Source organism: Burkholderia sp. 572 (genome assembly GCF_040545135.1).
Classification (GTDB): Bacteria; Pseudomonadota; Gammaproteobacteria; order Burkholderiales; family Burkholderiaceae; genus Burkholderia; species Burkholderia cepacia.
This window is the reverse complement of record NZ_JBEPLH010000003.1, coordinates 444,005-469,123: the sequence shown is the minus strand read 5'-3', so window position 1 is coordinate 469,123 and position 25,119 is coordinate 444,005. Positions and strand designations below refer to the sequence as shown.

At 68.2% G+C, this 25,119-nt stretch carries 24 protein-coding genes; 15 read left to right on the top strand and 9 right to left on the bottom strand.

Features of this window, described 5'->3' with window-relative positions:
• Positions 1-77: 77 nt before the first annotated feature.
• Complete coding sequence (locus tag ABIC51_RS08280; protein WP_027791276.1) at positions 78-1,499, top strand: MFS transporter; 1,422 nt, start codon at positions 78-80, stop codon at positions 1,497-1,499.
• A 184-nt stretch (positions 1,500-1,683) separates the two neighbouring features.
• Complete coding sequence (locus ABIC51_RS08275; protein WP_175861073.1) at positions 1,684-2,478, top strand: enoyl-CoA hydratase; 795 nt, start codon at positions 1,684-1,686, stop codon at positions 2,476-2,478.
• 151 nt (positions 2,479-2,629) lie between these two features.
• On the opposite strand, the gene alr is transcribed toward ABIC51_RS08275, so the two are convergent.
• Positions 2,630-3,751: an alanine racemase gene (gene alr / locus ABIC51_RS08270; protein ID WP_060085072.1), complete on the bottom strand. Its 1,122-nt coding sequence runs from the start codon at positions 3,749-3,751 to the stop codon at positions 2,630-2,632.
• 301 nt (positions 3,752-4,052) lie between these two features.
• Here alr and ABIC51_RS08265 point away from each other — a divergent pair, with 301 nt between their 5' ends.
• Entirely contained in the window at positions 4,053-4,424 is a 372-nt protein-coding gene (locus tag ABIC51_RS08265; protein ID WP_060085073.1) for an MAPEG family protein, read from the top strand.
• 42 nt (positions 4,425-4,466) lie between these two features.
• On the opposite strand, the gene ABIC51_RS08260 is transcribed toward ABIC51_RS08265, so the two are convergent.
• A complete protein-coding gene (locus ABIC51_RS08260) occupies positions 4,467-5,426 on the bottom strand; it encodes a LysR family transcriptional regulator (RefSeq protein ID WP_146253312.1) in 960 nt (319 codons plus the stop codon).
• Between the two features lie 118 nt (positions 5,427-5,544).
• On the opposite strand from ABIC51_RS08260, the gene ABIC51_RS08255 reads away from it, so the two are divergent.
• The 8 genes from ABIC51_RS08255 (at position 5,545) to ABIC51_RS08220 (ending at position 15,749) form a co-directional block, all read left to right on the top strand.
• The gene (locus tag ABIC51_RS08255) at positions 5,545-9,084 is read left to right on the top strand and encodes an ABC transporter ATP-binding protein/permease (RefSeq protein ID WP_354006404.1); all 3,540 of its coding nucleotides are present in this window, start codon (positions 5,545-5,547) and stop codon (positions 9,082-9,084) included.
• A 514-nt stretch (positions 9,085-9,598) separates the two neighbouring features.
• Positions 9,599-10,351 (top strand): glutamine ABC transporter substrate-binding protein GlnH, encoded by a 753-nt coding sequence (gene glnH / locus ABIC51_RS08250; protein ID WP_146253310.1) that lies wholly within the window; start codon positions 9,599-9,601, stop codon positions 10,349-10,351.
• A 15-nt stretch (positions 10,352-10,366) separates the two neighbouring features.
• A complete protein-coding gene (gene glnP, locus ABIC51_RS08245; RefSeq protein ID WP_021160890.1) occupies positions 10,367-11,074 on the top strand; it encodes a glutamine ABC transporter permease GlnP in 708 nt (235 codons plus the stop codon).
• Positions 11,071-11,799: a glutamine ABC transporter ATP-binding protein GlnQ gene (gene glnQ, locus ABIC51_RS08240; protein WP_175853710.1), complete on the top strand. Its 729-nt coding sequence runs from the start codon at positions 11,071-11,073 to the stop codon at positions 11,797-11,799. Before glnP ends, glnQ begins: the two co-directional genes overlap by 4 nt.
• 20 nt (positions 11,800-11,819) lie before the next feature.
• Positions 11,820-12,869 carry a C45 family autoproteolytic acyltransferase/hydrolase gene (locus tag ABIC51_RS08235; protein WP_175898125.1) on the top strand — a complete coding sequence of 350 codons (1,050 nt, stop codon included), beginning with the start codon at positions 11,820-11,822 and terminating at the stop codon, positions 12,867-12,869.
• A 15-nt stretch (positions 12,870-12,884) separates the two neighbouring features.
• A complete protein-coding gene (locus ABIC51_RS08230) occupies positions 12,885-14,219 on the top strand; it encodes an aspartate aminotransferase family protein (RefSeq protein ID WP_175898043.1) in 1,335 nt (444 codons plus the stop codon).
• Between the two features lie 29 nt (positions 14,220-14,248).
• Positions 14,249-14,803 carry a carboxymuconolactone decarboxylase family protein gene (locus ABIC51_RS08225; RefSeq protein ID WP_027791286.1) on the top strand — a complete coding sequence of 185 codons (555 nt, stop codon included), beginning with the start codon at positions 14,249-14,251 and terminating at the stop codon, positions 14,801-14,803.
• 160 nt (positions 14,804-14,963) lie between these two features.
• Positions 14,964-15,749 carry an extensin gene (locus ABIC51_RS08220; protein WP_226128901.1) on the top strand — a complete coding sequence of 262 codons (786 nt, stop codon included), beginning with the start codon at positions 14,964-14,966 and terminating at the stop codon, positions 15,747-15,749.
• A gap of 94 nt (positions 15,750-15,843) precedes the next feature.
• Here the strand turns inward: ABIC51_RS08220 and ahpF are convergent, their stop codons facing one another.
• The 5 genes from ahpF to ABIC51_RS08195 all read right to left on the bottom strand — a co-directional run bounded on the left by ahpF (position 15,844) and on the right by ABIC51_RS08195 (position 20,023).
• Entirely contained in the window at positions 15,844-17,442 is a 1,599-nt protein-coding gene (gene ahpF, locus ABIC51_RS08215; protein WP_175898041.1) for an alkyl hydroperoxide reductase subunit F, read from the bottom strand.
• A gap of 125 nt (positions 17,443-17,567) precedes the next feature.
• Positions 17,568-18,131, bottom strand: a complete 564-nt coding sequence (gene ahpC, locus ABIC51_RS08210) for an alkyl hydroperoxide reductase subunit C (protein ID WP_006488685.1) — start codon at positions 18,129-18,131, stop codon at positions 17,568-17,570.
• A 327-nt stretch (positions 18,132-18,458) separates the two neighbouring features.
• Positions 18,459-18,824 carry a type II toxin-antitoxin system VapC family toxin gene (locus tag ABIC51_RS08205; protein ID WP_021160897.1) on the bottom strand — a complete coding sequence of 122 codons (366 nt, stop codon included), beginning with the start codon at positions 18,822-18,824 and terminating at the stop codon, positions 18,459-18,461.
• Positions 18,818-19,036, bottom strand: a complete 219-nt coding sequence (locus tag ABIC51_RS08200; protein ID WP_021160898.1) for a hypothetical protein — start codon at positions 19,034-19,036, stop codon at positions 18,818-18,820. The genes ABIC51_RS08205 and ABIC51_RS08200 overlap by 7 nt, the downstream gene beginning before the upstream one ends.
• Before the next feature lie 90 nt (positions 19,037-19,126).
• Positions 19,127-20,023, bottom strand: a complete 897-nt coding sequence (locus ABIC51_RS08195; protein WP_027791289.1) for a LysR substrate-binding domain-containing protein — start codon at positions 20,021-20,023, stop codon at positions 19,127-19,129.
• Positions 20,024-20,200: 177 nt separating this feature from the next.
• Between ABIC51_RS08195 and ABIC51_RS08190 the strand changes: the two genes are divergently transcribed.
• Genes ABIC51_RS08190 through ABIC51_RS08180 form a run of 3 tightly spaced genes read left to right on the top strand, consistent with a single transcriptional unit; the run spans position 20,201 to position 23,204 of the window.
• Entirely contained in the window at positions 20,201-21,367 is a 1,167-nt protein-coding gene (locus ABIC51_RS08190) for a branched-chain amino acid ABC transporter substrate-binding protein (RefSeq protein ID WP_027791290.1), read from the top strand.
• A gap of 54 nt (positions 21,368-21,421) precedes the next feature.
• Complete coding sequence (locus tag ABIC51_RS08185; protein ID WP_059696508.1) at positions 21,422-21,946, top strand: L-2-amino-thiazoline-4-carboxylic acid hydrolase; 525 nt, start codon at positions 21,422-21,424, stop codon at positions 21,944-21,946.
• On the top strand, positions 21,939-23,204 hold the full coding sequence (locus ABIC51_RS08180; protein WP_175898040.1) for a Zn-dependent hydrolase: 1,266 nt from the start codon (positions 21,939-21,941) through the stop codon (positions 23,202-23,204). The genes ABIC51_RS08185 and ABIC51_RS08180 overlap by 8 nt, the downstream gene beginning before the upstream one ends.
• A gap of 87 nt (positions 23,205-23,291) precedes the next feature.
• On the opposite strand, the gene ABIC51_RS08175 is transcribed toward ABIC51_RS08180, so the two are convergent.
• A complete protein-coding gene (locus tag ABIC51_RS08175) occupies positions 23,292-23,774 on the bottom strand; it encodes a GNAT family N-acetyltransferase (RefSeq protein ID WP_060207576.1) in 483 nt (160 codons plus the stop codon).
• A gap of 29 nt (positions 23,775-23,803) precedes the next feature.
• A complete protein-coding gene (locus ABIC51_RS08170; protein ID WP_175898039.1) occupies positions 23,804-24,640 on the bottom strand; it encodes a c-type cytochrome in 837 nt (278 codons plus the stop codon).
• Positions 24,641-24,942: 302 nt separating this feature from the next.
• Here ABIC51_RS08170 and ABIC51_RS08165 point away from each other — a divergent pair, with 302 nt between their 5' ends.
• Complete coding sequence (locus tag ABIC51_RS08165; protein WP_155637429.1) at positions 24,943-25,098, top strand: hypothetical protein; 156 nt, start codon at positions 24,943-24,945, stop codon at positions 25,096-25,098.
• Positions 25,099-25,119: the final 21 nt, after the last annotated feature.

Here is a 25,119-nt window from a genome sequence, read left to right as displayed (position 1 = left end):
CATCAGGCAAATGCGAAATTATCACTTTTCTGCATCGTGCGCCGTTTCTAGACTCCCGGGATCTGCCTGGAGGTTTCATGCCCGATTGCCATCCCGTTTCCCTTCCCGTATCCATCACGACAGCGTGCCGCCCGACGGCCCGCGAACGCCGCTTCACGCTTGCGCTCGTCGCGATCGGCATGTTCATGGCGGTACTCGATACGACGATCGTCAACGTTGCGCTGCCCGCGATGCGCGCGAATCTCGGTGCGACGGTCGCGGCGCTCGCGTGGATCGTCGACGCGTATACGCTCAGTTTCGCCGCGCTGATTCTCGCGGGCGGCGCGCTGTCCGACCGGTTCGGTGCCAAGCACGTCTATCTCGCGGGGCTGGCGCTGTTCGTCGCGGCATCGGCCGGATGCGGCTTCGCGCCGTCCGTGGCCGTCCTCGTGGCCGCGCGATTCGTGCAGGGCATGGGCGCCGCGCTCTTTTTACCCGCGTCGCTCGCGGTCGTGCGCAGCACCTTCGACGTGCCTGCCGAGCGGGCGCGGGCGATTGCGGTATGGGCGGGCATCGCGTCGGTCGCGGTGGCTGTGGGCCCGGTGCTGGGCGGCGTCCTCGTGGACGATTTCGGCTGGCGCAGCGCATTCCTGATCAATGTGCCGACCGGCGCGGTCGCTCTTGCCGGGGCGGCCGTGCTCGTTCGGGCGTCGGTCGCGCGGCATGCGCGCCAATTCGATTGGGCCGGCCAGTGTGTCGGTGCGATCGCGCTCGGTGCGCTGTGTTTTGCCGTGATCGAGCTGCCGACGCGCGGCCCGGGTGCGGCGGAAGTCCGGGGCGCGCTGCTGGTCGCCGGTCTTGCCGCCGGCGCGCTGGTCATCATCGAACGGCGTGCTCGCGATCCGATGGTTCCGCTGGCGTGGTTTCGCAATCGCACCTTCGTCGCGATGAACCTGATGGGCAGCCTCGTTTATGTCGGGTACTTCGGCCTGCTGTTCGTCCTGAGCCTGTACCTGCACGGGCGCTTCGGCATGAGCGCGCGGCAGACGGGGCTGACGCTGTTGCCGTTCGCGCTGAGCCTGTCGCTCGGCAATCTGCTGTCTGGAAAATTGCAAGGCCGTGTCCATCCGGTCCGGCTGATGGCGAACGGTCTCGGGATGGCGGCGCTGGCCATGCCGGCACTCGCGGCCGCGTTGACGCTGCGTGCGCCGTGGCCGGTGGCCTGGGCGGCGATGGCCGCGTTCGGCACCGGGACCGCGCTGTCCGTGGCGCCGATGATCGCGACCGTACTCGAACAGGTGCCCGCGGACGCGGCGGGCGTGGCGTCGGGATTCCTCAATGCGGCGAGACAGGCAGGCAGCCTGTTCGGTGTGGCCATCGCCAGCGCCGCGACGATACTGCTGCCGAATCCGACCGCCGCCCTATGGGCGATCGCGGCGGTCGGTTGTATCGCCTATGCGACGGCCGCTCTTGCCGCGCGGACGGCAGGCACGGCGAGGGCCGCGCAACGGCGCGGTTGATGCGCGAGTCGCCTGGTTGTTGCACGACGGCACGCCGGCTACTGCGCATGCATGCGCGTCCGCGCGACTGGACGCCGCACGGAATGTGGAGGACGATTTCAACACCGCGCCGTGAACGTGCGTGCATCACCGCCGCGCGTTCACGTCGTGCCGAATCCTGCCGAACCCCGTCGAGCGAATCATCATGGAACCCGATCAAGAGACTGCCGAACCGATCCTGTTGCGCGACGCGCACGAAGGTGTCGTCACGCTGCGATTGAATCGCCCGCAGCAATTCAACGCGTTATCCGAGGCGATGCTCGCGAGCCTGCACGATGCGTTCGATACGCTGGCGGCCGATCCGCATGTGCGCTGCGTCGTGCTGGCCGCCGAAGGCCGGGCGTTCTGCGCGGGCCACGACCTGCGGCAGATGCGCGGCACGCCCGAGCTCGATTACTACCGCACGCTGTTCGCGCAGTGCAGCCGCGTAATGCTCGCGATGCGCGCGTTGCCGGTGCCGGTGATCGCACGCGTGCACGGCATCGCGACGGCGGCCGGCTGCCAGCTCGTCGCCGCGTGCGATCTGGCCATCGCGGCCGATACCGCGCGCTTCGCGGTATCGGGCATCAACGTCGGGCTGTTCTGCTCGACGCCGGCCGTTGCGTTGAGCCGCAACGTCACGGCGAAGCGCGCGTTCGACATGCTCGTGACCGGGCGTTTCGTCGATGCGGCGACGGCCGCCGCGTGGGGGCTCGTCAACGAGGCCGTGCCCGAGGACGCGCTCGACGCGGCCGTCGCACGCAAGGTCGCCGAGATCGTAGCGAAGAGCCCGGCCGCGGTGCGCTACGGCAAGCAGATGTTCTACCGCCAGCGCGAGTTGCCGCTCGACGAAGCCTATGCGTATGCGGGCGACGTGATGGCGCGCAACATGATGGAAGAGGATGCGGGCGAAGGGATCGACGCGTTCCTCGAGAAGCGCAAGCCGACGTGGCGTTCGTAGTGCGACGTCGAAGGCCCGCGAACGGCGCGGAAGGGCCGTAACCCGGGCCTGTCCCGTACACCGGAAAACAAACGGGCTGCCCGAGGCAGCCCGCAACCGAAGCGGCACTTGCGGCGTAGCGCGCGGCCGCGCGCCGCCGCAGCGACCCGGGTCAGCGCCCGTAGCTTCCGGTCCGCAGCGCCGGCTGTTCGCTCGACGCACCGGGCGGCACGATCACGACAGGCACGCGGCGCGCGAGCGCGCACATCAGCTCGTAGCCGATCGTGCCGCTGGCTTCCGCCACGTCGTCCACCTTCACCTGGTCGCCCCACAGCTCGACGCTCGACCCGATGCCCGCGTCCGGGCACGGCGTCAGGTCGACGGTCAGCATGTCCATCGACACGCGGCCGACGACGCGCGTCATCACGCCGTCCACCGCGATCGGCGTGCCGGTCGGCGCGTGGCGCGGATAGCCGTCCGCATAACCGCACGCGACGACGCCGATCCGCATCGGCCGGTCGGCCGTGAAGCGGCGGCCGTAGCCGACGGTTTCTTCCGGCGCGAGCGTCTGCACGCCGATGATCTTGCTCGTCAGCGTCATCGCGGGCATCAGCGGCGTGTCGGCGATATCCCGCGACGCACCCGTCGGCGATGCACCGTACAGGATCGTGCCGGGCCGCACCCAGTCGCGGTGCGCATGCGGATGCCACAGCACGGCCGCCGAGTTCGACGTCGAGCGCTCGCCGGGAATCCCCGCCGTGGCCGCATCGAACTGTTCGAGCTGCCAGTCGGCCTGGCCTTCGTCGGCGTTCGCGAAATGCATCATCAGCGTGATCTTGCCGATCGACGGCGCGCCGGCCGCGCGCTCCCACGCCGCGCGGAAAACGTCGGGCCGGTAGCCGAGGCGGTTCATCCCGGAGTTCATCTTGAGCTGGATGTCGATCGGCTGCCGCGGCTTTGCCGCGATCAGCAGGTCGAGCTGTTCGTCGCAGTGCACGGACACCGTCAGCCGATGACGGTCGGCCAGCTCGACGTCGGCCGGCTCGAAGATCCCTTCGAGCAGCAGCACGGGCTTGTCCCAGCCGAGCTCGCGCACGCGCACGGCTTCGTCGAGGTCGAGCAGCGCGATGCCGTCGGCGGCGGCGAGGCCCGGATAGACCCGCTCGATGCCGTGGCCGTATGCGTCGGCCTTGACGACGGCCCACACGCGCGATTGCGCGGCGGTGCGGCGGATGAAGTCGAGGTTGTGGCGGATGGCGTCAGGGCGGATATGGGCGACGATGGGACGGGGCATGGCGATGTCTCGGATCGGATGTCGTTGGGCGCGCGCGGCGGCGTGGGTTCGGCAGTCCGGCGCGAAAACACGCCGGGCCAGTGTTGAACGCTATCTTATTGGTGTTCGACCAGTTTTAATTAACGTATTTGTCGACGATTTGGTGGAAATTTTTGTGTTCGTCCCGGCTGGGCGCGGCTGTCGACAGGCCGCGCAGCCGAGTCTCCCGTCTAGAAAACCGGTGCGCGAACGGCATGACGCAATGCTAAGCTCTCGGCGATCTTGTCATTGATCAATGTAACGATAAAGGAGGAGACTTTTGATGACGACGTCCCAGCTGTGCCTGTTCATCGTCGCGCTGCTGCCGTTCACGATGACGTTTCTCGCGAAGGCCCGCAAGGGTTACGACAACCGCGCGCCGCGCGACTACCTGGCGAAGCTCGAAGGCTGGCGCGCGCGGGCGCAGGCCGCGCACCAGAACGCATGGGAGGCGCTCGCGCTGTTCACGGCCGCGCTGGTGGTGGCATGGCACAACGGCGCGAACGTGCATCGCGTCGACCAGCTCGCGATGGCGTTCGTCGCGATCCGGATCGTCTACATGCTGATGTACCTGCTGAACTGGGCGTCGCTGCGTTCGCTCGTGTGGTTCGGCGGGATGGCGTGCGTGGTCGCGTTGTTCTTCGCTGCGCCGTAGGCGCCGGCAGGCAAGGCGAGGCCGGCTTCGTGCGCCGGCCCGTCAGGCGCCGCCCGCGCCGCGCGCGTGGCTGTCGTTGGATGCGGGCGCAACGATCTTCGCGAGCGTGGCGGGTGGCGCGGCTTCGGCTTCGGCTTCGCGACGCAGGAACGCGATCAACGGATCGAGCAGCCGGTGCCGCGCGGACGGGTTGCGACGCAGCACAAAGCGCCATGACGCATCGCGTGCGAGGCCCGGCACCAGCGGCACCAGGCGCCCGCTGCGCAGTTCGGGCTCGATCAGCGGCACGCGGCCGAGCGCGATGCCCGCGCCGCCGACCGCCGCGCCGATCACCTGGCTGAAACTGCTGTAACGGACGATCTTCGTCTCGAAGTCGTCCGGCAAGCCGAATTCCGATGCCCAGTTGTGCCAGTCGATCTCGGGGCTGTCCTCGTGCATCTCCTGCAGCAGCCGCGAGCGGCACACGTGCCCCGATGCGTACGGAAACAGCTCGGGGCTGCACACCGGGAACACCGTCTCCCGGATCAGCACGTCGTCGCCGTCCCGCAGCCGGTGCGCGGGCACGTGCACGATCGCCAGATCGACGCCGCTGCGCGCGAAATCCGGTTCGTCGTCGAGCACGACGGCGTGCAGCGGCGTGTCGGGATGAAGCGACGAGAATTCCGCGAGGCGGCGTGCGAGCCACATTGCCGAAAACGGCGCGTTGGCGGAGACGGTGAGCCGTTGCGCGGTGCCGCGAATCTCGGCGCAGGCGTCGGTGAGGCGCGACAGCGCATCGCTGACGGCCGGCAGCAGGCGCTCGCCGGCCGGCGTGAGACCGATGCCGCCGAGCCCCGTGCTGCGTTCGAGCAGCCGCGCGCCGAGCGATTCCTCGAGCGCGCGAATCTGGTGGCTGACCGCGCTCGTCGACACGTTCAGCTCGACCGCCGCGCGCGCGAACCCGCCGAGGCGGACGGCCGCCTCGAAAGCCCGCAACGCGCTGAGGGGAGGGAGGTGCGACATGCCGGGTATTGTAGTTGACTCAACACCCGTTGAAAAATCATCTTTTGCCGCGCGCGGGCCGCGCGGGTAGCCTCGATCCGGTCAAGAAAAATGCAACCAGACACTACCGGAGGGCTTCATGTATTTCGACCGACGACTATGGGCAATGATGGCGGGACTGCGCTGGCGGGTCGCCGCGGCCGTCGCGCTCGGACTGCTCGCGATGGGTGTCGGGATTCTGCGCTTCGTGTTCCTCGGCCGCGTGCTGGCGCTGGTCTTTTCCGGCGCGCCCGCGCGCAGCATCGGCGAAGCCGTCGTTGCAACGGCGGCCTGCGTGCTGCTGCGCGCGTGGCTCGACCATCGCCGCACGGTGCTCGCGCAGCACACGGCCGGGCGTGTGCAGGCCACGCTGCGCGCGCGGCTGTTCGACCGGATCGCGGCGCTCGGCCCCGCATGGTTCAGCGGCGAACGCACGGGCGGCGTGATGCTGGCCGTCGTCGACGGCGTCGAGCAGCTGCAGACCTTTTTCGGCACCTACCTGCCGCAGCTCGTGATCGCCGCCTGCGCGCCGGTGATGATCTTCGCGGTGCTCGCGTGGTGGGACGTGCCGACGGCCGCCATCCTGCTGGTCGCGGCGCTCGTCACGCTCGCGCTGCCGCAACTCGTGCATCGTGCCGACAAGCGCGCGGCGCTCGCGCGCTCGGCCGCGTTCAAGGCGTTCGGCGAGGAGTTTCTCGACGCGGTGCAAGGCCTGCCGACGCTGAAGGCGTTCGGGCAAGGCACGGCGTTCGGCGCGAAGCTGGCCGCGAAGGCACGCGCGCTGTCCGACAGCACGTTCTGGGTGCTCGCGCTCGGCCTGCTGACGCGGCTCTTCACCGATCTCGGCACCGGCCTCGGCGCGGCCGCCGCGATCGCGGTCGGCGCGTGGCGCCTGCGGCACGGCGACATGAGCCTCGAGGCGCTGCTGATCGTGCTGATGGCCGGCAGCGAGATCTTCCGGCCGCTGCGCGACCTGCGGTCGGTGTTGCATCAGGGGATGATCGGCCAGTCGGCGGCGAATGCGATCCATGCGCTGCTCGACGCGCGGAGCCACACGCCTTCCACCGATGCGCCGCGCGTGCAGGGCCTGCGGCCGGAGATCGCGTTCGACGCCGTCAGCTTCGCGTATCCGGGGCGTCGTGCCGACGCGCATGCGGCGCTGAGCTTCTCGGTTCGCGAGGGCGAGACGGTCGCCATCGTCGGGCCGAGCGGCGCGGGCAAATCGACCATCGTGCGCCTGCTGCTGCGTCAGCACGATGCGCAGGGCGGCGCGGTCCGCATCGGCGGCCGCGACGTGCGGACGCTCGATGCCGGCCAGGTGCGCGAGATGATCGCGGTCGTCGCGCAGGATGCGACGCTGTTCGACGGCAGCGTCGCCGACAACCTGCGGCTCGGCCGCCCCGACGCGAGCGACGCGGACATGATCGCCGCCGCGCGTGCGGCCAACGCGCACGATTTCATCTCGGCGCTGCCGGACGGTTATGCGACGCGCATCGGCGAACGCGGGCTCATGCTGTCGGGCGGCCAGCGCCAGCGCCTCGCGATTGCCCGCGCGCTGCTGCGCGACGCACCGATCCTGCTGCTCGACGAGGCGCTGTCGTCCGTCGACGCGGAGAACGAAGCGTTGATCCAGCAGGCACTCGACCGGCTCACGCGCGGGCGGACCACGCTCGTGCTCGCGCACCGGCTGTCAAGCGTGATCGGCGCCGACCGCATCCTGGTGCTCGACCAGGGGCAGGTGGTCGACGAGGGCACGCACGCGTCGCTGATCGCGCGTGACGGCCCGTATCGCCGGCTGATGGGGCCGCAACTGGAAGCGGTCGCCGAATCGGCCGGCGTGGCGACGACGGCCGGCGCGACCGCGCGCGCGTCGTCCGGCCCGCAAGTGCGTCCGCTGAACGACGATGCGGCGGAGATCGGCTGGCCGGAAACGCTGCGGACGCTGCTGCGGTTCGTGCGGCCGTGGACGGGCAAGGTCGTGCTGACGGTGCTGTTCGGGATCGGCCGCGTGCTCGCGTTCATCGGCGTCGGCGTGATCGGCGCGCTGGTGGTCGGTGCGGTACCGGGCGGCCATGTGAGCCCGGCGCTCGTCACGGCGCTGCTCGTGATCGCGCCGGTGGCGGCCGTGCTGCACTGGCTCGAATCGTGGCTCGCGCACGACATGGCGTACCGGCTGCTCGCGGAAATGCGCATCGCGCTGTTCGCGACGCTCGAACGCCTCGCGCCGGCCGGGCTGCTGCGCCGCCGTTCCGGCGATCTCGTGTCGCTCGCGACGCAGGACGTCGAGACCGTCGAGTATTTCTATGCGCATACGCTGGCGCCCGCGTTCGTCGCGGTGCTCGTGCCGGCCGCCGTGCTGGTGCTGCTCGCGTCGGTCGCGTGGCCGCTCGCGCTCGCGCTGCTGCCGTTCCAGTTGTGGGCCGGGCTTGCACCGGCGCTGGCGCGGCGCGAGGTCGACCGGCTCGGCACCGGCGCGCGCGAAGCGCTCGGCCAGCTCGGCGCGCACCTGACCGAGACGATCCAGGGGCTCGCGGAGCTGACCGCGTTCCAGGCCGTCGCGCACCGGCGCGAAGCGTTCGTGGCCGAAGTCGATGCGTACCGGAAGCAACGCGCCAGGCTGCTCGACGACCTGTCGACGCAGAGCGCCGCACTGGAAGTCGCGAGCGGGCTCGGCGGGCTGGTCGTCGCGGCGCTCGGTGCACTGCTGTGCGCGCGCGGCTGGTTTCCGCGCGAGTCGTTGCCGCTGCTGGTGCTGGTCGCGGTGGCCGCCTTCATGCCGGTTGCCGAAATCGGCCAGGTCGCGCGCCAGCTCGCCGACACGATCGCGTCGACGCGCCGCCTGCGCGCGCTGGAGAAGGAGCCCGTGCCGGTGACGGACGGCACGCATGCGCTGCCCGCCGATCCGGCGGTGCGCTTCGAGGCGACGTCCTTCACGTACCCGGGCCGCAGCGTGCCCGCGCTCGACCGCGTGAGCTTCGAGATGGCGCCCGGCAGCACGGTCGCGCTGGTCGGTGCGTCGGGCGCCGGCAAATCGACGGTCGCGAGCCTGCTGCTGCGCTTCTGGGATCCGCAGCAGGGCCGCGTGACGCTCGGCGGCGTCGACCTGCGCGACCTGCGGCTCGACGACCTGCGGCAGCACATCGCACTGGTTGCGCAGGATACCTACCTGTTCAACGACACGCTGGAGGCGAACATCCGGCTCGCGGCGAACGACGCGTCCGACGCGGACGTGCAGCGCGCGATCGAGCATGCGGCGCTCGGCGAATTCGTTGCGCGGCTGCCGGACGGGCTCGCGACGCGCGTCGGCGAGCGCGGCGTGCAGTTGTCGGGCGGCCAGCGCCAGCGCGTCGCGATCGCGCGTGCGTTCCTGAAGGATGCGCCAGTGCTGATCCTCGACGAAGCGACGTCCCACCTCGACACGATCAGCGAGCAGCAGATCCGCGCGGCGCTGGAAGACCTGATGTCGCAGCGCACGTCGATCATCATCGCGCACCGGCTGTCGACCGTGCGTAATGCCGACCTGATCCTCGTGATGGAGCAGGGCAGCGTGATCGAGGCCGGACGGCACGCGGACCTGCTGGCGCGGCAGGGTGCGTATGCGCGGCTCGTGTCGCATCAGGCGAGCGGGGTGGCGGTGTAAGCGATGTCGCATCGGCGCGCGGGCCTCGCTTCCGGCAGCTCCGCGCGCATGTCGCAACATTCGTTGAGTCACGTCGGCGGTTGCCTGTGTCGCGGCGGACGCCGCCCCGGCACGGCACCGTACCCGATCGCCGACGCTTCACGCTGACAAACCCAATGCGCGGGCCGCGACGATTGTCCGGGCGCCCGCGCCATCCTCCTCCTCTCGTGCGTGACGCCCGGGCCAGCAAGCCGGCCCGGTCACCGCCAACTACGCTCAGGCGCCACCGCCGTCCGGCCCGGGCGCTTCGCCCCTGCGCCACCCTCCCTTTCCTCCGATTTATCCGCGCCGCGCGCCCCGGGTTTGTTTCGATGCATTTATCCGTTGCGCGTTTTTTTGTTGTCGTAGTATCGCGGTTGACAACACGTGTTGCGCTAAGGTCTAATTCGACATCGCATGTTGCGGTGCGGCTTGATGTCGTCGTTACCGCCGGCCGGCTGGCCGGTCACATCGCTCAATCATGCGGAGAGAAACCATGAGTCGCCGTTCCTTCCTGAAAGCCGTCGCGGTCGTTGCCGCGCTCGGCGCAAGCCTCGCACACGCGGATACCAGGACGCTCGTCGTCGGCACCGACACGTCGTTCATGCCGTTCGAGTTCAAGCAGGGCGACAAGTATGTCGGCTTCGATCTCGACCTGTGGGCGGAGATCGCGAAGGACCAGGGCTGGAAATACACGATCCAGCCGATGGATTTCGCGGGCCTGATCCCGGCGCTGCAGACGCAGAACATCGACGTCGCGCTGTCGGGGATGACGATCAAGGACGAGCGCAAGAAGGCGATCGACTTCTCCGCGCCGTACTACGACAGCGGTCTCGCGGCGATGGTGCAGACCGGCAACACGACGGTCAAGTCGATCGACGACCTGAACGGCAAGGTGATCGCCGCGAAGACGGGCACCGCGACGATCGACTGGATCAAGGCGCACCTGAAGCCGAAGGAGATCCGCCAGTTCCCGAACATCGACCAGGCCTACCTCGCGCTCGAAGCCGGCCGGGTCGACGCGGCGATGCACGACACGCCGAACGTGCTGTTCTTCGTGAACAACGAAGGCAAGGGCAAGGTGAAGGTCGCGGGCCAGCCGGTCAGCGGCGACAAGTACGGGATGGGTTTCCCGAAGGGCAGCCCGCTCGTGCCGAAGGTCAACGCGTCGCTCGTGAAGATCAAGGCCGACGGCCGCTACGCGCAGATCTACAAGAAGTGGTTCGGCGCCGAGCCGCCGAAGATGTAAGCGCGACGGCGCACCATGGCGCGGCCGGGCGGCCGCGCCGGTCTTGAATCGAACGGGGAGCGACAAGTGAATTTCGATTGGTCGGCGATCTGGGCGGCGTTGCCGGACCTGATGGACGGGGTCCGGTTGACGGTGTTCATCGCATTTTTCGGGCTGGTGGGCGGCTTCATCGTCGGGATGATCGCGGGCATGTTCCGCGCATACGGACCGAAGGCGATGAACGTGCTCGCCCAGGTCTATATCGAGTTGATTCGCGGCACGCCGATCGTCGTGCAGGTGATGTTCCTGTACTTCGCGCTGCCGCTGCTCGCGCATATCCGCATCGACGGCCTGACGGCCGCGATCATCGCGATCACGGTGAATTCCGGCGCGTATCTCGCGGAAGTGGTGCGCGGCGCGCTGCTGTCGATCCCGAAGGGGCTGACGGAGGCGGGGCTCGCGATGGGGTTGTCGATGCCGCGCGTGCTGCTGAAGGTGGTCGGGCCGCTCGCGTTCCGGCGGCTGATTCCGCCGCTCGGCAACCAGTGCATCGTGAGCCTGAAGGACACGTCGCTGTTCATCGTGATCGGCGTCGGTGAACTGACGCGCAAGGGGCAGGAAATCATCGCGGGCAATTTCCAGGCGGTCGAGATCTGGAGCGCCGTGGCCGTCATCTACCTGCTGCTGACCGGCGCGATGACGCTGACGCTGCGGCTCGTCGAAAAGAGGATGAGAATTCTATGAGCATGATCGAATTCCAGAATGTGTCGAAGAGTTTTGGCCACGTGCCGGTGCTGAAGCACATCGACCTGAAGATCGACGCGGGCGAGGTGGTCGTCGTGATCGGCCCGTCCGGCTCGGGCAAGTCGACGATGCTGCGCTGTATCAACGCGCTCGAGAAAATCACCGGCGGCGAGCTGCTTGTCGACGGCCAGAGCGTGCGCGGCAACGCGACGACGATCCGCAACATCCGGCTCGAAGCCGGCATGGTGTTCCAGCAGTTCAACCTGTTTCCGCAAATGACCGCGCTCGAGAACGTGATGTTCGGGCCGATCCAGGTGCGCGGCGCGTCACGTGCCGACGCACGCGACCAGGCGATGGCGCTGCTCGACAAGGTCGGCCTCGAATCGCGCGCGAATCATTACCCGTCGGAACTGTCGGGCGGCCAGCAGCAGCGCGTCGCGATCGCGCGCGCACTCGCGATCCGGCCGCGGCTGATGCTGTTCGACGAGCCGACGTCGGCGCTCGATCCGGAATTGCGCCACGAAGTGCTGAAAGTGATGCAGGATCTCGCCAACGAAGGGATGACGATGATCGTCGTCACGCACGAGATCGGCTTCGCGAAACGGGTCGGCACGCGCCTGCTGTTCATGGATCAGGGCGGTATTGCCGAGGACGGCCACCCGGTCGGCCTGATTGACCGGCCGCCGACCCCGCGCCTGAAGGAATTCCTGAAACACGTGTCCTGAACGAAACCGAAATGGCCGACATGCCGCTTTCCCTTTCCCCCGTCATCGCCGGCGCGCCGTTCGACATCGGCGTGCGCCTCGGCGAGCTCGCCCGTCCCGTGTTCGACGCGTACATGCGGCAGAGCAGCGCGTGGCAGGCCGTGCGCCGCTGGCGCGGCCATCCGTTCGTCGATGCGCTGCGGCAGGCGGCGCTGGCCGCGTACCCCGATCTCGTCGCGGAACTGGACGGGATCGCGGCGGGTGTCGGCTGGCCGGCCGGGGACATCTTCCTGTGGAACTGCCGCGGCGAGCTGATCCACAACGCGCCGGACGGCTGCACGACGCTGGCCGCGCGCGACGCGGCCGGCACGCGCTGGATCGCGCACAACGAGGACGGCGATCCGTTCCTGCGCGAGCGCTGCCTGCTCGTCGACGTGCAGCCCGTGGGCAAGCCGGGCTTCGTCAGTTTCTACTACCCGGGCTCGCTGCCGGGGCACACCTTCGCCGCGAACCGGGCCGGCATCGTGCAGGCGATCAACAACCTGCGGATCAGGACGCCCGCGCCGGGCGTGCCGCGCATGATCCTGGCGCGCGCCGTGCTCGATGCGGCGTCGCTCGACGAGGCCGTCGACGTGCTGCGCGTGAATGCGCGCGCGAGCGGCTTTCACCATACGCTCGGCGCGACCGGCGACACGCGGCTGCTGAGCATCGAGGCGAGTGCCGCGCGCTGCTCGGTCGCCGACGTGGCGACGCTCGCCGGGCACGCGAATCATCTCGTGCATCCGGGCTGTGAAGCAGAGGCGCAGATCGTCACGCAATCTTCGGCCGACCGCCAGCGCCGCGTCGACGCGCTCGTTCCCGGTATCGACGCGATCGATAAAGCCGCGCTGCTGCGCGTGCTCGGCGATCGCGCACCGGAAGGGCTGCCGATCTACCGCGACGATCCTGCGGACCCCGACGACGAAAATACGCTGGCCACGGCCGTGTTCGCGATCGGCGCGGCGTCGATCGACGTCACCATTCACCAACAAGGCACGCAGCGTTTCGCGACGCGCATCGTGCCGTCCGGACGCGCGCACGACGCATCCTGATCCATGAGGCAACGCATGACGACCGTTTTCCATCGCGCTCCGCGCGCCACCTTGCCCGTCGCCGTCGCAGGCGACGGCATCGAGATCATCGACTCGACCGGCAAACGCTATATCGACGCGTGCGGCGGCGCGGCCGTTTCGTGTCTCGGCCACAGCAACCAGCGCGTGATCGACGCGATCAAGCGGCAGGCGCAGCAACTGGCCTACGCGCACACGTCGTTCTTCACGACCGACGTGGCCGAGGAACTCGCCGACCGGCTCGTCGAAGCCGCGCCGGCCGGCCTCGAACACGTGTATTTCGTGTCGGGCGGCTCCGAGGCGGTCGAGGCCGCGCTGAAGCTCGCGCGCCAGTATTTCGTCGAGAAGGGCGAGCCGCAGCGCCGCCATTTCATCGCGCGACGCCAGAGCTATCACGGCAACACGCTCGGCGCGCTCGCGATCGGCGGAAATGCGTGGCGGCGCGAGCCGTTCCTGCCGCTGCTGATCGAGGCGCACCACGTGAGCCCGTGTTTTGCCTACCGCGACCAGCTGGCGGGCGAAACCAACGAAGCGTATGCGCAGCGCCTCGCGGACGAGCTCGAGCAGAAGATCGTCGAGCTCGGCGCGGACAATGTCGCGGCGTTCGTCGCGGAGACGGTGGTGGGCGCAACGGCCGGCGCGGTGCCGCCGGTGCGCACGTACCTGAAGAAGATTCGCGCGGTGTGCGACAAGTACGGCGTGCTGCTGATCCTCGACGAGATCATGTCGGGGATGGGCCGCACGGGCTACCTGTACGCGTGCGACGAAGACGGCGTCGCGCCCGATCTGCTGACGATCGCGAAAGGGCTCGGCGCGGGCTACCAGCCGATCGGCGCGACGCTGGTGAGCGACCGCATCTACCGGACGATCGTCGACGGCTCGGGTTTCTTCCAGCACGGCCACACGTACCTCGGCCATGCGACCGCGTGCGCGGCCGCGCTCGAAGTGCAGCGCGTGATTGCCGAAGAGAAGCTGCTCGACAACGTGAGGGCGCGCGGCGAGCAGTTGCGCGCGTCGCTGCGCGAGCATTACGGCGCGCATCCGCATGTGGGTGACGTGCGCGGCCGCGGGCTGTTCGTCGGCGTCGAGCTCGTGCGCGATCGCGACACGAAGGCGACGTTCGATCCCGCACTGAAGCTGCACGCGGCGGTCAAGCGCGAAGCGATGCAGCGCGGGTTGATGGTGTATCCGATGGGCGGGACGATCGACGGCGTTCACGGCGATCACATCCTCGTTGCGCCGCCTTTCATTTGCACCGCGCAGCAGATCGACACGATCGTCGAGCGGCTGTCGGGCGCGATCGACGCGGCGCTCGCGTCGGCCGGCGCGTGAGCGCATCCGCACCTCATCGGGACATGACCATGACAGACAGACTACCGCCGTTCGATCCCGCGTCGGCCACCGACGCACAGAAGGCCGTGCTGGCCGACATCCTCAGCGGCCCGCGCGGCAACCTGAACGGGCCGTTTCTCGGCTGGATCGCGAGCCCCGAGCTGGCCCAGCACGCGCAGAAGCTCGGCGCATTCTGCCGCTATCGCACGGGCCTGCCGCTGCGGTTGTCGGAACTCGCGATTCTCGTGACGGCCGCGCGCTGGCGCTCGCAGGCCGAGTGGCACATCCACCATCCGATCGCGCTCGAAGCGGGGTTGCCGGCCGCGACGGCCGACGCCATTCGACTCGGCGTCGCGCCCGCATTCGAATCGGACGACGATGCGCTGATCCACGCGTTCGCGAGCGAGTTGTACGACACGCGGCGCGTGAGCGACGCGACATTCGCGCGGGCGCAAGCACGCTTCGGCCACGAAACCGTCGTGAATCTCGTTGCATTGCTCGGCTACTACGCGCTCGTCGCGATGACGCTGAACACGTTCGGCATGCGTGCGGACGGGCAGACCGAATTGCCGTTTCCGGAGTAAGGGCGGCGTTCCGGCCGTGCCGGAGCGGGGTGGCGATACGTCTGACGAACATCGTGACGACCTGCTGCCGGCACAATGCAACCAAATGTATTCATGCGGGATCGGCGGCCGATCGCCGCGTATGATGGCTTGTTCACGTCGACATGATCGGTGAGCAAGCATGACGAGTACCCGCAAGACCTTGATGATCGCCGGTGGGCTCCTGGTAGCCGCGGCCGGCACTGCCTACGTGATGCTCCTGCGCGCGGACCACCGTGCGATCGAAGACGCCGGCATCGGCGATTCGGCCGCACCGGCGGCCGTGGCACCCGCGAACAACGATCACGCGGTGCAGGGCGCCATCGCGCCGCCGGCCCCGGCGGCCCGGGCCGATACCGCATCGAAGCAGGCAGCCGTTTCCCCGCAGCCACCCGCCCCGGCGACGCCCGCACCCGCACCTGCACCCGCGCGTGTCAGTGCCGCACCCGCATCCGTCCCCGCCGTTCCTGTCGTCAGCGAGAAAGCGCAGCCGAGCGCGCCGCCGCCGAAGGTCAACGTCGTGACCGTCGATGCGCAGGATTCGACCCCGCCGGCCGCAGCGCCGGCTGCGAAACCTGCGCGGGCGGTTGCCCCCGCGCAGGTCACGCAACGCGCGCCGCGCAAGCGCGACGGTCTCGAACGCCACGCGGCCGCCGCGCCTTCCGCAACGAAATCCGAAACGCCGGAGACGGCCGCGCTCGTGAGGGAGTCGGCGAAGCTCGATCCGTCGTTGCCGCCGCCGCCGGCGTCGTCGATGTCGTCGACATCATCGATATCGTCGAGCGCCGGGTCGTACCGGCAGGGCGGTTCGTCGTCGGGCGCGAATCCGGTTGCCGCTGCGATGACCGAGCAACTGGTCAGGCAGTCGAGCAGTGTCAAGCCGCCGTCACCGGCGCCGATGAACGACGCCCCGACCACGACCAAGTAACCGCGATCGCACCTGGAATAAAAAGGGCCCCGCACGCCGACCAAAGCATGCGGGGCCAAGAGAGACAAACTGTTGTGCCGATGTGCGACGCGCGTTACGCGGCGATCGCTTCCTCGGCCTGCGGTTGCGCGGCGGCAACCGGTGCAACGTCCTGCCGGATCAGGTGGTCGAACGCGCCGAGCGATGCCTTCGCGCCTTCACCCACCGCGATCACGATCTGCTTGAACGGCACCGTCGTCACGTCGCCGGCCGCGAACACGCCCGGCACCGACGTCGCGCCGCGCGCATCGACGACGATCTCGCCGTGCTTCGACAGTTCGACCGTACCTTTCAGCCATTCGGTGTTCGGCACGAGGCCGATCTGCACGAACACGCCTTCCAGATCGATGCGCTGCGTGTCGCCCGAGCGCAGATCCTTGTAGACGAGGCCGTTCAGCTTGCTGCCGTCGCCGGTCAGCTCGATCGTTTGCGCCTGCGTGACGATCGTGACGTTCGGCAGGCTGCGCAGCTTGCGCTGCAGCACTTCGTCCGCGCGCAGTTGCGCGCCGTATTCGATCAGCGTGACGGCCTTCACGATACCGGCGAGGTCGATCGCGGCCTCGACGCCCGAGTTGCCGCCGCCGACCACCGCGACGCGCTTGCCCTTGAACAGCGGGCCGTCGCAGTGAGGGCAGTACGCGACACCACGGTTGCGGTATTCGCGCTCGCCGGGCACATTGATTTCGCGCCAGCGCGCGCCGGTCGCGAGGACGATCGTCTTCGCCTTCAGCACCGCGCCGTTCGCGAGGCGGATCTGGTGCACGTCGCCCGGAATCAGCGCATCGGCACGCTGCACGTCCATGATGTCGACGTCGTACTGCTTCACGTGCTGCTCGAGCGCGGTCGCGAACTTCGGCCCTTCGGTTTCCTGCACCGACACGAAGTTTTCGATTGCCATCGTGTCGAGCACCTGGCCGCCGAAACGCTCGGCGACGACGCCCGTCGCAATGCCCTTGCGTGCCGAGTAGATGGCGGCTGCCGCGCCCGCCGGGCCGCCGCCGACGATCAGCGTATCGAACACCGGCTTGTTCTCGAGCGACTTCGCGGCACGTGCGCTGGCGCCCGTATCGAGTTTCGCGAGGATTTCCTTCACGCTGCTGCGGCCCTGGCCGAACGAGGCGCCGTTCAGGAACATCGTCGGCACGGCCATGATCTGGCGCGACTCGACTTCATCCTGGAACAGCGCGCCGTCGATCGCGACGTGGCGGATGCGCGGGTTGATCAGCGACATCACGTTCAGCGCCTGCACGACTTCCGGGCAGTTCTGGCACGACAGCGAGAAATACGTTTCGAACGCGTAGTCGCCGTCGAGCGCGCGGATCTGTTCGACCACGTCGTCGTCGAGCTTGATCGGGTGGCCGCCGGTCTGCAGCAGCGCGAGCACGAGCGACGTGAATTCATGGCCCATCGGGATGCCGGCGAAGCGGATGCCGGCCGGCTTGCCGGGCTCGCCGATCGAGAACGACGGCTTGCGCTCGGCGTCGTCGCGGCGTTCGGTCACGGTCACGCGATCCGTCAGCGACGCAATCTCGTTCAGCAGCGCCAGCAGTTCCTGCGATTTCGCGCCGTCGTCGAGCGAAGCGACGAGTTCGATCGGGCGCGTGATTTTTTCGAGGTACGCTTTCAGTTGGTTCTTGAGATTGGCGTCGAGCATGGCGTTTCGGATTCCGTATTGATGATTCTGGTCGGGCACGTCGTGCCGGAGGAGGGCGCGGGCCGCATGCGGCGGCCCGTCTTCGTGTGTCTCGCGCGCCTCGTGCGAGGCGCGCGGAGCGATCGTCAGATCTTGCCGATCAGGTCGAGCGACGGGGTCAGCGTTTCCGCGCCCGGCGTCCACTTGGCCGGGCACACTTCACCCGGGTGCGCCGCGATGTATTGCGCAGCCTGCACCTTGCGCAGCAGTTCGCCTGCGTCGCGGCCGATGCCGTTGTCGTGGATTTCGCACAGCTTGATCTCGCCTTCCGGGTTGATCACGAACGTGCCGCGCAGTGCCATCCCTTCTTCCTCGATCAGCACGTCGAAGTTGCGCGACAGCGTGAGCGTCGGGTCGCCGATCATCGGGTACTTGATCTTGCCGATCGTGTCCGACGTGTCGTGCCATGCCTTGTGCGTGAAGTGCGTGTCGGTCGACACGCCGTAGATTTCGACACCCAGCTTCTGGAATTCCGCGTAACGGTCGGCGAGGTCGCCCAGCTCGGTCGGGCAGACGAACGTGAAGTCGGCCGGGTAGAACACGACGACGGACCACTTGCCCTTGAAGTTCTCTTCCGAGACGGGCACGAAGTCGCCGTTGTGGTAAGCGGTTGCCTTGAACGGCTTGATTTGGGTGTTGATGATCGGCATCTGGTGAGTTCCTTTGCTTCAGTGGTGAGTGGAGTGTTGCCAGTATCCGGGTTCACCCTGAGCTTGTGAAATTGCTTGTTTCAATCCGGGGCATCGGGAATTTCTATCTGCTTCCGGCCCTTGATTGGGCGGGGCTTGTGAGGCGGTGGGCGGATAGCCGATGAATGCGGGTTGACAGCGGGGCAGTTTGGCGTGACGTGCCGGCGCGAGTAGCTGGCACATTGCGTGCGCAGGATGGTCGTCTCGCGCGTTCGTATCAGGTGCTGCGGGAGGGCCGAGTTCCGGCGCATACAACGGGCTCGGACTCGGAGGTGACTTGGCGCTGACTCAGAGCTTGTAGGGCACGCGAACGCCGGGTTCGGTGGCAGGGAAGTCCTTCGTGTTGCGCGACACGAGCAGTAGACCGTTCACTTGTGCCGATGCCCAGACGATTGCATCGGGAAGGCGTATGCGGCGTTCCTTGCGGATTGTCACGGCACGATTCGCAACCGGGCTGTCCAGTGCGATGACATCGAACGACGACAGCCACGCGCGGATGGGTGCCTCGTCCTGTGCGGACGTGCCGACCAGGACCTCCATCCACGAGATCGTGCTGATCGCCCGATAGTCGTAGCGGCCCAGTTCCGCACGAGCGGATTCCACGCCGCCCAGATAGTCGATCAGGATGTTGGTATCGAAGAGAGCTTTTACCATTCCGAGCGCAGTTCTTCCTGATAAGTGAGCCCGTCGACCTTGCGATCTTTCCAGAGACCGAAGACGTCGTCGGCAAGCCGGTGCTTGTGCAAGGCAATATAGGCATCGATCGCGTCGCGGATGATTGCGGCGCGGGGACGATGTTGAGTCTCGACGATGACGGCCAACTCGTCGAGTTGGCCGTCCGACAGATCGACCAGAATTCGGCTCATGATAGCCTCCGATATATGATATGCATATCATATATACCAGATCTTTCGGCCGCAAGACGGTAGCAAGCGAATCGGCGCAGCGTACCCCGCTCAAATCCCCGCCATCTTCCTCAACCACTCCGCCAGCCGCCGCGCCCCGTCCGGCATGTCAGCGTCCTCGCGCGTGCACAGGTAGTAATCGCGCCCGTCGTCGAGCGCGTGATCGAACAGTTTCACGAGCGCGCCATTCGCCAGTTCGCGTTCGACCAGCGGCGCGCGCAGCAATGCCGCGCCGAGATCCGCGCGCGCGGCGCTCAGCGTCAACTGGCCGTCCTCGAACATCGGCCCCACCGCGTGCGACACATGCCGCACCCCGGCGCCCTGCAGCCAGTTGACCCACGTGCTGCGATCCTCGTCGTGCACGAGCGGCGCGCGCGCGAGATCGGCCGGCGTGCGGAACGGCCCGTGGCGCTTCAGGAACGACGGGCTGCACATCGGCACCATCGCGCCCGGCAGCAGGCGTTCGCAGCGATAGCCGGGCCAGTCGCCGGTGCCGAAGCGGATCGACAGGTCCGATGCATCGCTGCGGTAGTTGCGGTGATGCGCGTACAACACGGTGACGTCGACGTCCGTGTTGTCGGCCAGGAACGCATGCAGCCGCGGAATGAACCAGCCGATGCCGAGCAACGGAATCAGGCTGACGGTGATCTGCCGCAGCGACGAGCGGTCGCGCACGAAGCGCGTCGCGCTGCGCAGCACCGAGAACGCGGCGCTGATCGAGCGGTAGTAATCGCGGCCTTCGTCGGTGAGCGCGAGCAGCCGGCCCTCGCGCACCGTCAGCGGCGTCTGGATGAACGCCTCGAGCAGCTGCAGCTGATGGCTGACCGCCGACGGCGTGATGTCGAGCTCGCCCGCGGCGGCGGTCACCGACCCGAGGCGCGCGAAGGCTTCGAACGCACGCACCGCGCGCAGCGGTGGATCGTGCGGCAATTGTTCGATATTTTTCATGTGTCGAATTTTATCGAAAAATCAGGGTAAGCGACAACACAAAAATATCCTTCATTTACAGTGATATAGGTTAATGTGTCGCCAGCGGTATAAGCATCCAACAATTGGATATTTGGGGTTTGGGTGCTCAATATTTAATATTTTTCATGTTTTGATTCGATCCACCGATCCCCGCACATGAAAATCGCTTTCCTCCACGCCAGCCTCGCATTCTCGGCGGCCGCTCTGGTCGCCTCGGTTCCCGCCTTCGCGCAATCCGCGCCGCAGACGGTCCTGATCGGTCTCGCCGCGCCGCTCACCGGCCCGTCCGCGCGGATCGGCAAGGACCTGCAGAACGGCGCGCAACTCGCGATCGACGATGCGAACGCGAAGCATCCGACCATCGGCGGCAAGCCGGTCGTCTACAAGCTCGTCGCGGCCGACGATCAATCGGATCCGCGCACGGCCGTCGCGGTCGCGCAGCAGCTCGTCGACCAGCACGTGATCGGCGTCGTCGGCCACTGGAACACGGGCTGCAGCGTGCCGGCATCGCGCGTCTACCGAGATGCGGGCATCCCGCAGATCGCGCCGGCGTCCACCGGCCATCAATACACGCAGCAGGGTTATGCGACGGCGTTCCGCATCATGGGTCACGACGATGCGGGCGGCAACTTCACGGGCGCGTATGCGGTGAAGACGCTGAAGGCGAAGCGTATCGCGGTGATCGACGATCGCACGTCGTTCGGCGCGGGGCTCGCCGACCAGTTCATCAAGGGCGTGCAGGCGAACGGCGGGGCGATCGTCGATCGCCAGTACGTGAACGACAAGACGACCGATTTCAGCGGCGTGCTGACCGCGATCAAGGGCAAGCGCGCGGATCTCGTGTTCTTCGGCGGCCTCGATGCACAAGCGGCGCCGATCGCGCGCCGGATGCGCCAGCTCGGCGTGAACGCGCCGCTGCTCGGCGCGGGCGGCTTCGTGAGCCAGACCTTCCTGTCGCTCGCGGGCAAGGACGGCGACGGCGTGACGGCGCTCGAACCGGGCCTGCCGCTCGACCGGATGCCGGGCGGCAAGGCATTCGACACGCAATACCAGGCGCGCTTCCGTGCGCCGATCGAACTGCATGCGCCGTTCGCGTACGACGCGGCGGCCACGCTGATCGCGGCCGCGCAGAAGGCCGGCACGACGCAGCCGGCGAAGCTGGTCGCGGCGGTGCGTGCGATCGACCGGCCCGGCGTGACGGGGCGGATCGCGTTCGACGGCGAAGGCAACCTGAAGGACCCGGCCTTCACGATCTACCAGGTGCGCGGCGGCAAGTGGACCGTCGTCGACGTGCTCGGCGGCTCGCGCACCGCGACCAAGTAAACAACACGGCGCGACACAGCGCGACACATCGATAAAACGACCCGGACGATCCCCATGACCGAAGCGACCCAGACATCCGCCGCCGCACCCGAGGACACGCGCCTCGGGATCCTCGCGCGGCGCCGCATCGAAGCGGAAATCATCAAGCCGATCTACGAGATCATGAAGCGCGAGTTCGGCGCCGAGCGCGCGCAGGCCGTGATCGCGGAAGCCGTGCGCGGCGCGGCCGTCGCGGCCGGTCGCACGTTCGCCGCACAGGAGCCGGGCGGCACGAGCGTGAAGTCGTTCATCGCGCTGCAGGTGCTGTGGGAGAAGGACGATGCGCTCGACGTCGAGGTGCGGCGCGCGGACGACGCGCACTATGACTACGACGTGCATCGCTGCAGCTACGCGGAGATGTATCACGCGATGGGGCTCGGCGAGATCGGGCATCTGCTGAGCTGCGCGCGCGACAGCCATTTCATCCAGGGTTATGCGCCGGACATCGCGCTCACGCGCACGAGCACGATCATGCAGGGCGGCAAGCGTTGCGATTTCCGTTACGCACTGCAATCCGCGCCGGAGAACGGCGATGCGTGACGATCACGGCAGCGTGGATAACGCGAGCGCGCCGCGCGTCGACGGCGATCGCCTGTGGGCGTCGCTCGAGCGGATGGCGCAGATCGGCGCGACGCCGAAGGGCGGCGTCTGCCGTCTTGCGCTGACCGACCTCGATCGCGAGTCGCGTGACCTGTTCGTGCAATGGGCGCAGGACGCCGGCTGCACGGTGCGCGTGGACCGGATGGGCAACGTGTTCGCGCGCCGCCCGGGGCGCAATCCCGACGCCGCGCCGGTCATGACGGGCTCGCATGCCGATTCGCAGCCGACGGGCGGCCGCTACGACGGCATCTACGGCGTCCTCGGCGGGCTCGAGGTCGTGCGCGCGCTGAACGACGCGGGCGTCGAGACCGAGCGCCCGATCGACGTCGTGATCTGGACCAACGAGGAAGGCTCGCGTTTTGCGCCGGCGATGGTGTCGGCCGGCGTGTTCTCGGGTGTCTATACGCTCGAATACGGGCTGTCGCGCACCGACGGCGCGGGCAGGACGATCGGCGAGGAACTGGCGCGGATCGGCTACGCAGGCGCGGAGCCCGTCGGCGGCTATCCGGTGCACGCGGCGTATGAACTGCATATCGAGCAGGGCCCGATTCTCGAACGGGCCGGCAAGACGATCGGTGTCGTGACGGGCGGGCAGGGGCAGCGCTGGTACGAAGTGACGCTCACCGGCGTCGACGCGCACGCGGGCACGACGCCGATGGAGGTCCGCCGCGATGCGCTGGTCGGCGCCGCGCGGATGATCGCGTTCATCGAGGTGCTCGGCCGTCGTTACGCGCCGGACGCACGCGCGACGGTCGGGATGATCGAGGCGCGGCCGAACTCGCGCAACACGGTGCCGGGCGGCTGCTTCTTCACGGTCGAGTTTCGTCATCCGGACGATGCGGTGCTCGACGAACTGGACGCGGCGCTGCGTGCCGAACTTGCGCGTGTGGCCGATGAAACGGGCCTCGGTGCGCAGATCGAGCAGATTTTCACGTATGCGCCGATCCCGTTCGCGCCGCGCTGCATCGACGCGGTGCGTGACGCGGCACGGGCGCTCGGGCTGTCGCACATGGACATCGTGTCCGGCGCGGGTCATGACGCGTGTTATGTCGCGCGCGTTGCGCCGACCGGGATGATCTTCGTGCCGTGCGTCGACGGGCTGAGCCACAACGAGGCCGAAGCGATTACGCCCGAGTGGGCGGCGGCGGGGGCGGATGTGCTGTTGCGTGCGGTGTTGCGGAGCGCGCAAGAGGCCTGAGCCCGAGCGTGACGGCAGCGGCCCGGCGGCAGGGTGTGCGCCGGGCCGCGCCGGTTTCGGCCTGGCGCCGCGAACACGAAATTCGCGTCAGGCCACCGGCGAATGCCGATCGATGTATCGGCGCATCACGTAAAACGCAGTATCGGTGCGCCCCGGCATCGTGACCAATGCACCATCGGCCGCAAACCCGAGCTTTTCATAGAACCGGTACGCCACTTCGCGTGCCGTACACCACACGAGCGCGGCCCCGTGCGCTTGCGCATGCCGCATGCATACCTGCACCAGCACGCGCCCGAAGCCCATGCCGCGCACGGCAGGATGAACGGCCATTCCGCGAAGCCGCCACGCGGGCCGTGCCGGATCGTCATCGCGCGGCTCCTCGCAGAGCGAGGCGACCGCCACGATGTTCGACCTGTCGTCGCGCACGCCGACATGCAGCGTCGTCGGCGCATGGTCGCCAGCCAGTTCGCAGGCGTTCAGGTCGCCGTTCAGCAGGATCGCTGCCCGGAGCGGGTGCGTCTGCGCGGCGTCGATCGATGCGATGGTGAACAGCGTGTCGCCTGAAGTCATCAACGTTCCTCGTGCAGTCGGGCCGCGCGTTATCGAGCGGCCTTGCGCCGCGCCATATACGCGAGATACGCAACGATCTGTTCGAGTTCCCGGTCGCTCAGCTGGTCGGGCGGAAACGCCGGCATGACGCGGCCCGGCCAGTCACGCACCGATGCCGGGTTGCGGATGTAGCGGCGCAGCGCGGCCGGCTGGAAGTAGTCGACCGGGTTCATCGGCGTGTTCAGGTCGGGGCCGGCATGGCTGCTGCCCGCGCCGTCGAGCCGGTGGCACGCGAGGCATTGCGTGACGAACAGGTGCTGCCCCGCGCGGGCCGGGTCGTCGGCAGGCAACGCGGCATCCACGGCAAGCGACGGCCAGCGCGCGAGCGGGGACGATTCGATCGTGACGCGCACGATCTGGTACGGCCACTGCTCGCCGCGCACCGACGCGGCGTCCGGCCCGAGCCACACCAGATAGAACGGCCCCGCACTGACCTGCTTGCCGGGCAGCTTCGGCCATGGATGGGCCGGGTCCTCGATCGCGAGCCACGGAACGGCGCCGGCCGGCGCACGGCGGCGCACGAGATCCAGCGGCAGTTGCGCGGCGAAGCCGTCGGCGGCGCGCGTTTCGAGCACGCCGTCGGTGGGCAGCGGCGTGTCGCCGAGCAGCGCGGCGAACGGCACCGCGCGGAACGTCATCGGCCGGCCGTACGCGATGTCGCGCGGCACACGGATGTCCACCGCGTCGGGGCGTGCGAGCAGCGTCTGCCGGGTGAGGGTGCGGGCCGTGCCGTCGGTGTCGAGTTCGAGCGTGGACTGGGCCGACGCGCGTTGTCCGAGCAGGCAAACCGTCAGCAGCACGAGCGAAAACCACTGGCGCTTCAGCATTCGTTCTCCGGGAAGGGGCGTTCCGGCGGCGGCAGGAGGCGGGCGCCGCGGCCGATGGAAGGAATCGGGCGACAGTCTATCCGGTACGCGCGGCGCTGGCGACTGCGGCGCGGGACGGGTGACCGGTTCCGCGCGACGGTGTATCGTGCTTCGTCACGCACCGGGTGCGGCCAGCCGCAACCGACACCGGGCCGCGGGCGCGAGGATACCGTCGGCGCCGCGCGGCCGGGCGGCATTCAACGAGACCGGACAACACGCATGGACTCCCCGGCAGAGCGGGCGCTTGCCCATATCCGACGATCGTGGCCGCCGGCGCGATCGAACGCATCGCCGTCGACCGCATCGTGACGCCAGCCGTGCTCGGCCGCGCGCGCGACGGCACACTCGACTATCAGACGGCCAAATGGGTGTGGCATTGCATGGCGCGGTTCGGATTGGAGCGCGAAAACGCGGACTGACCGCACCCATCCGGCATGAGT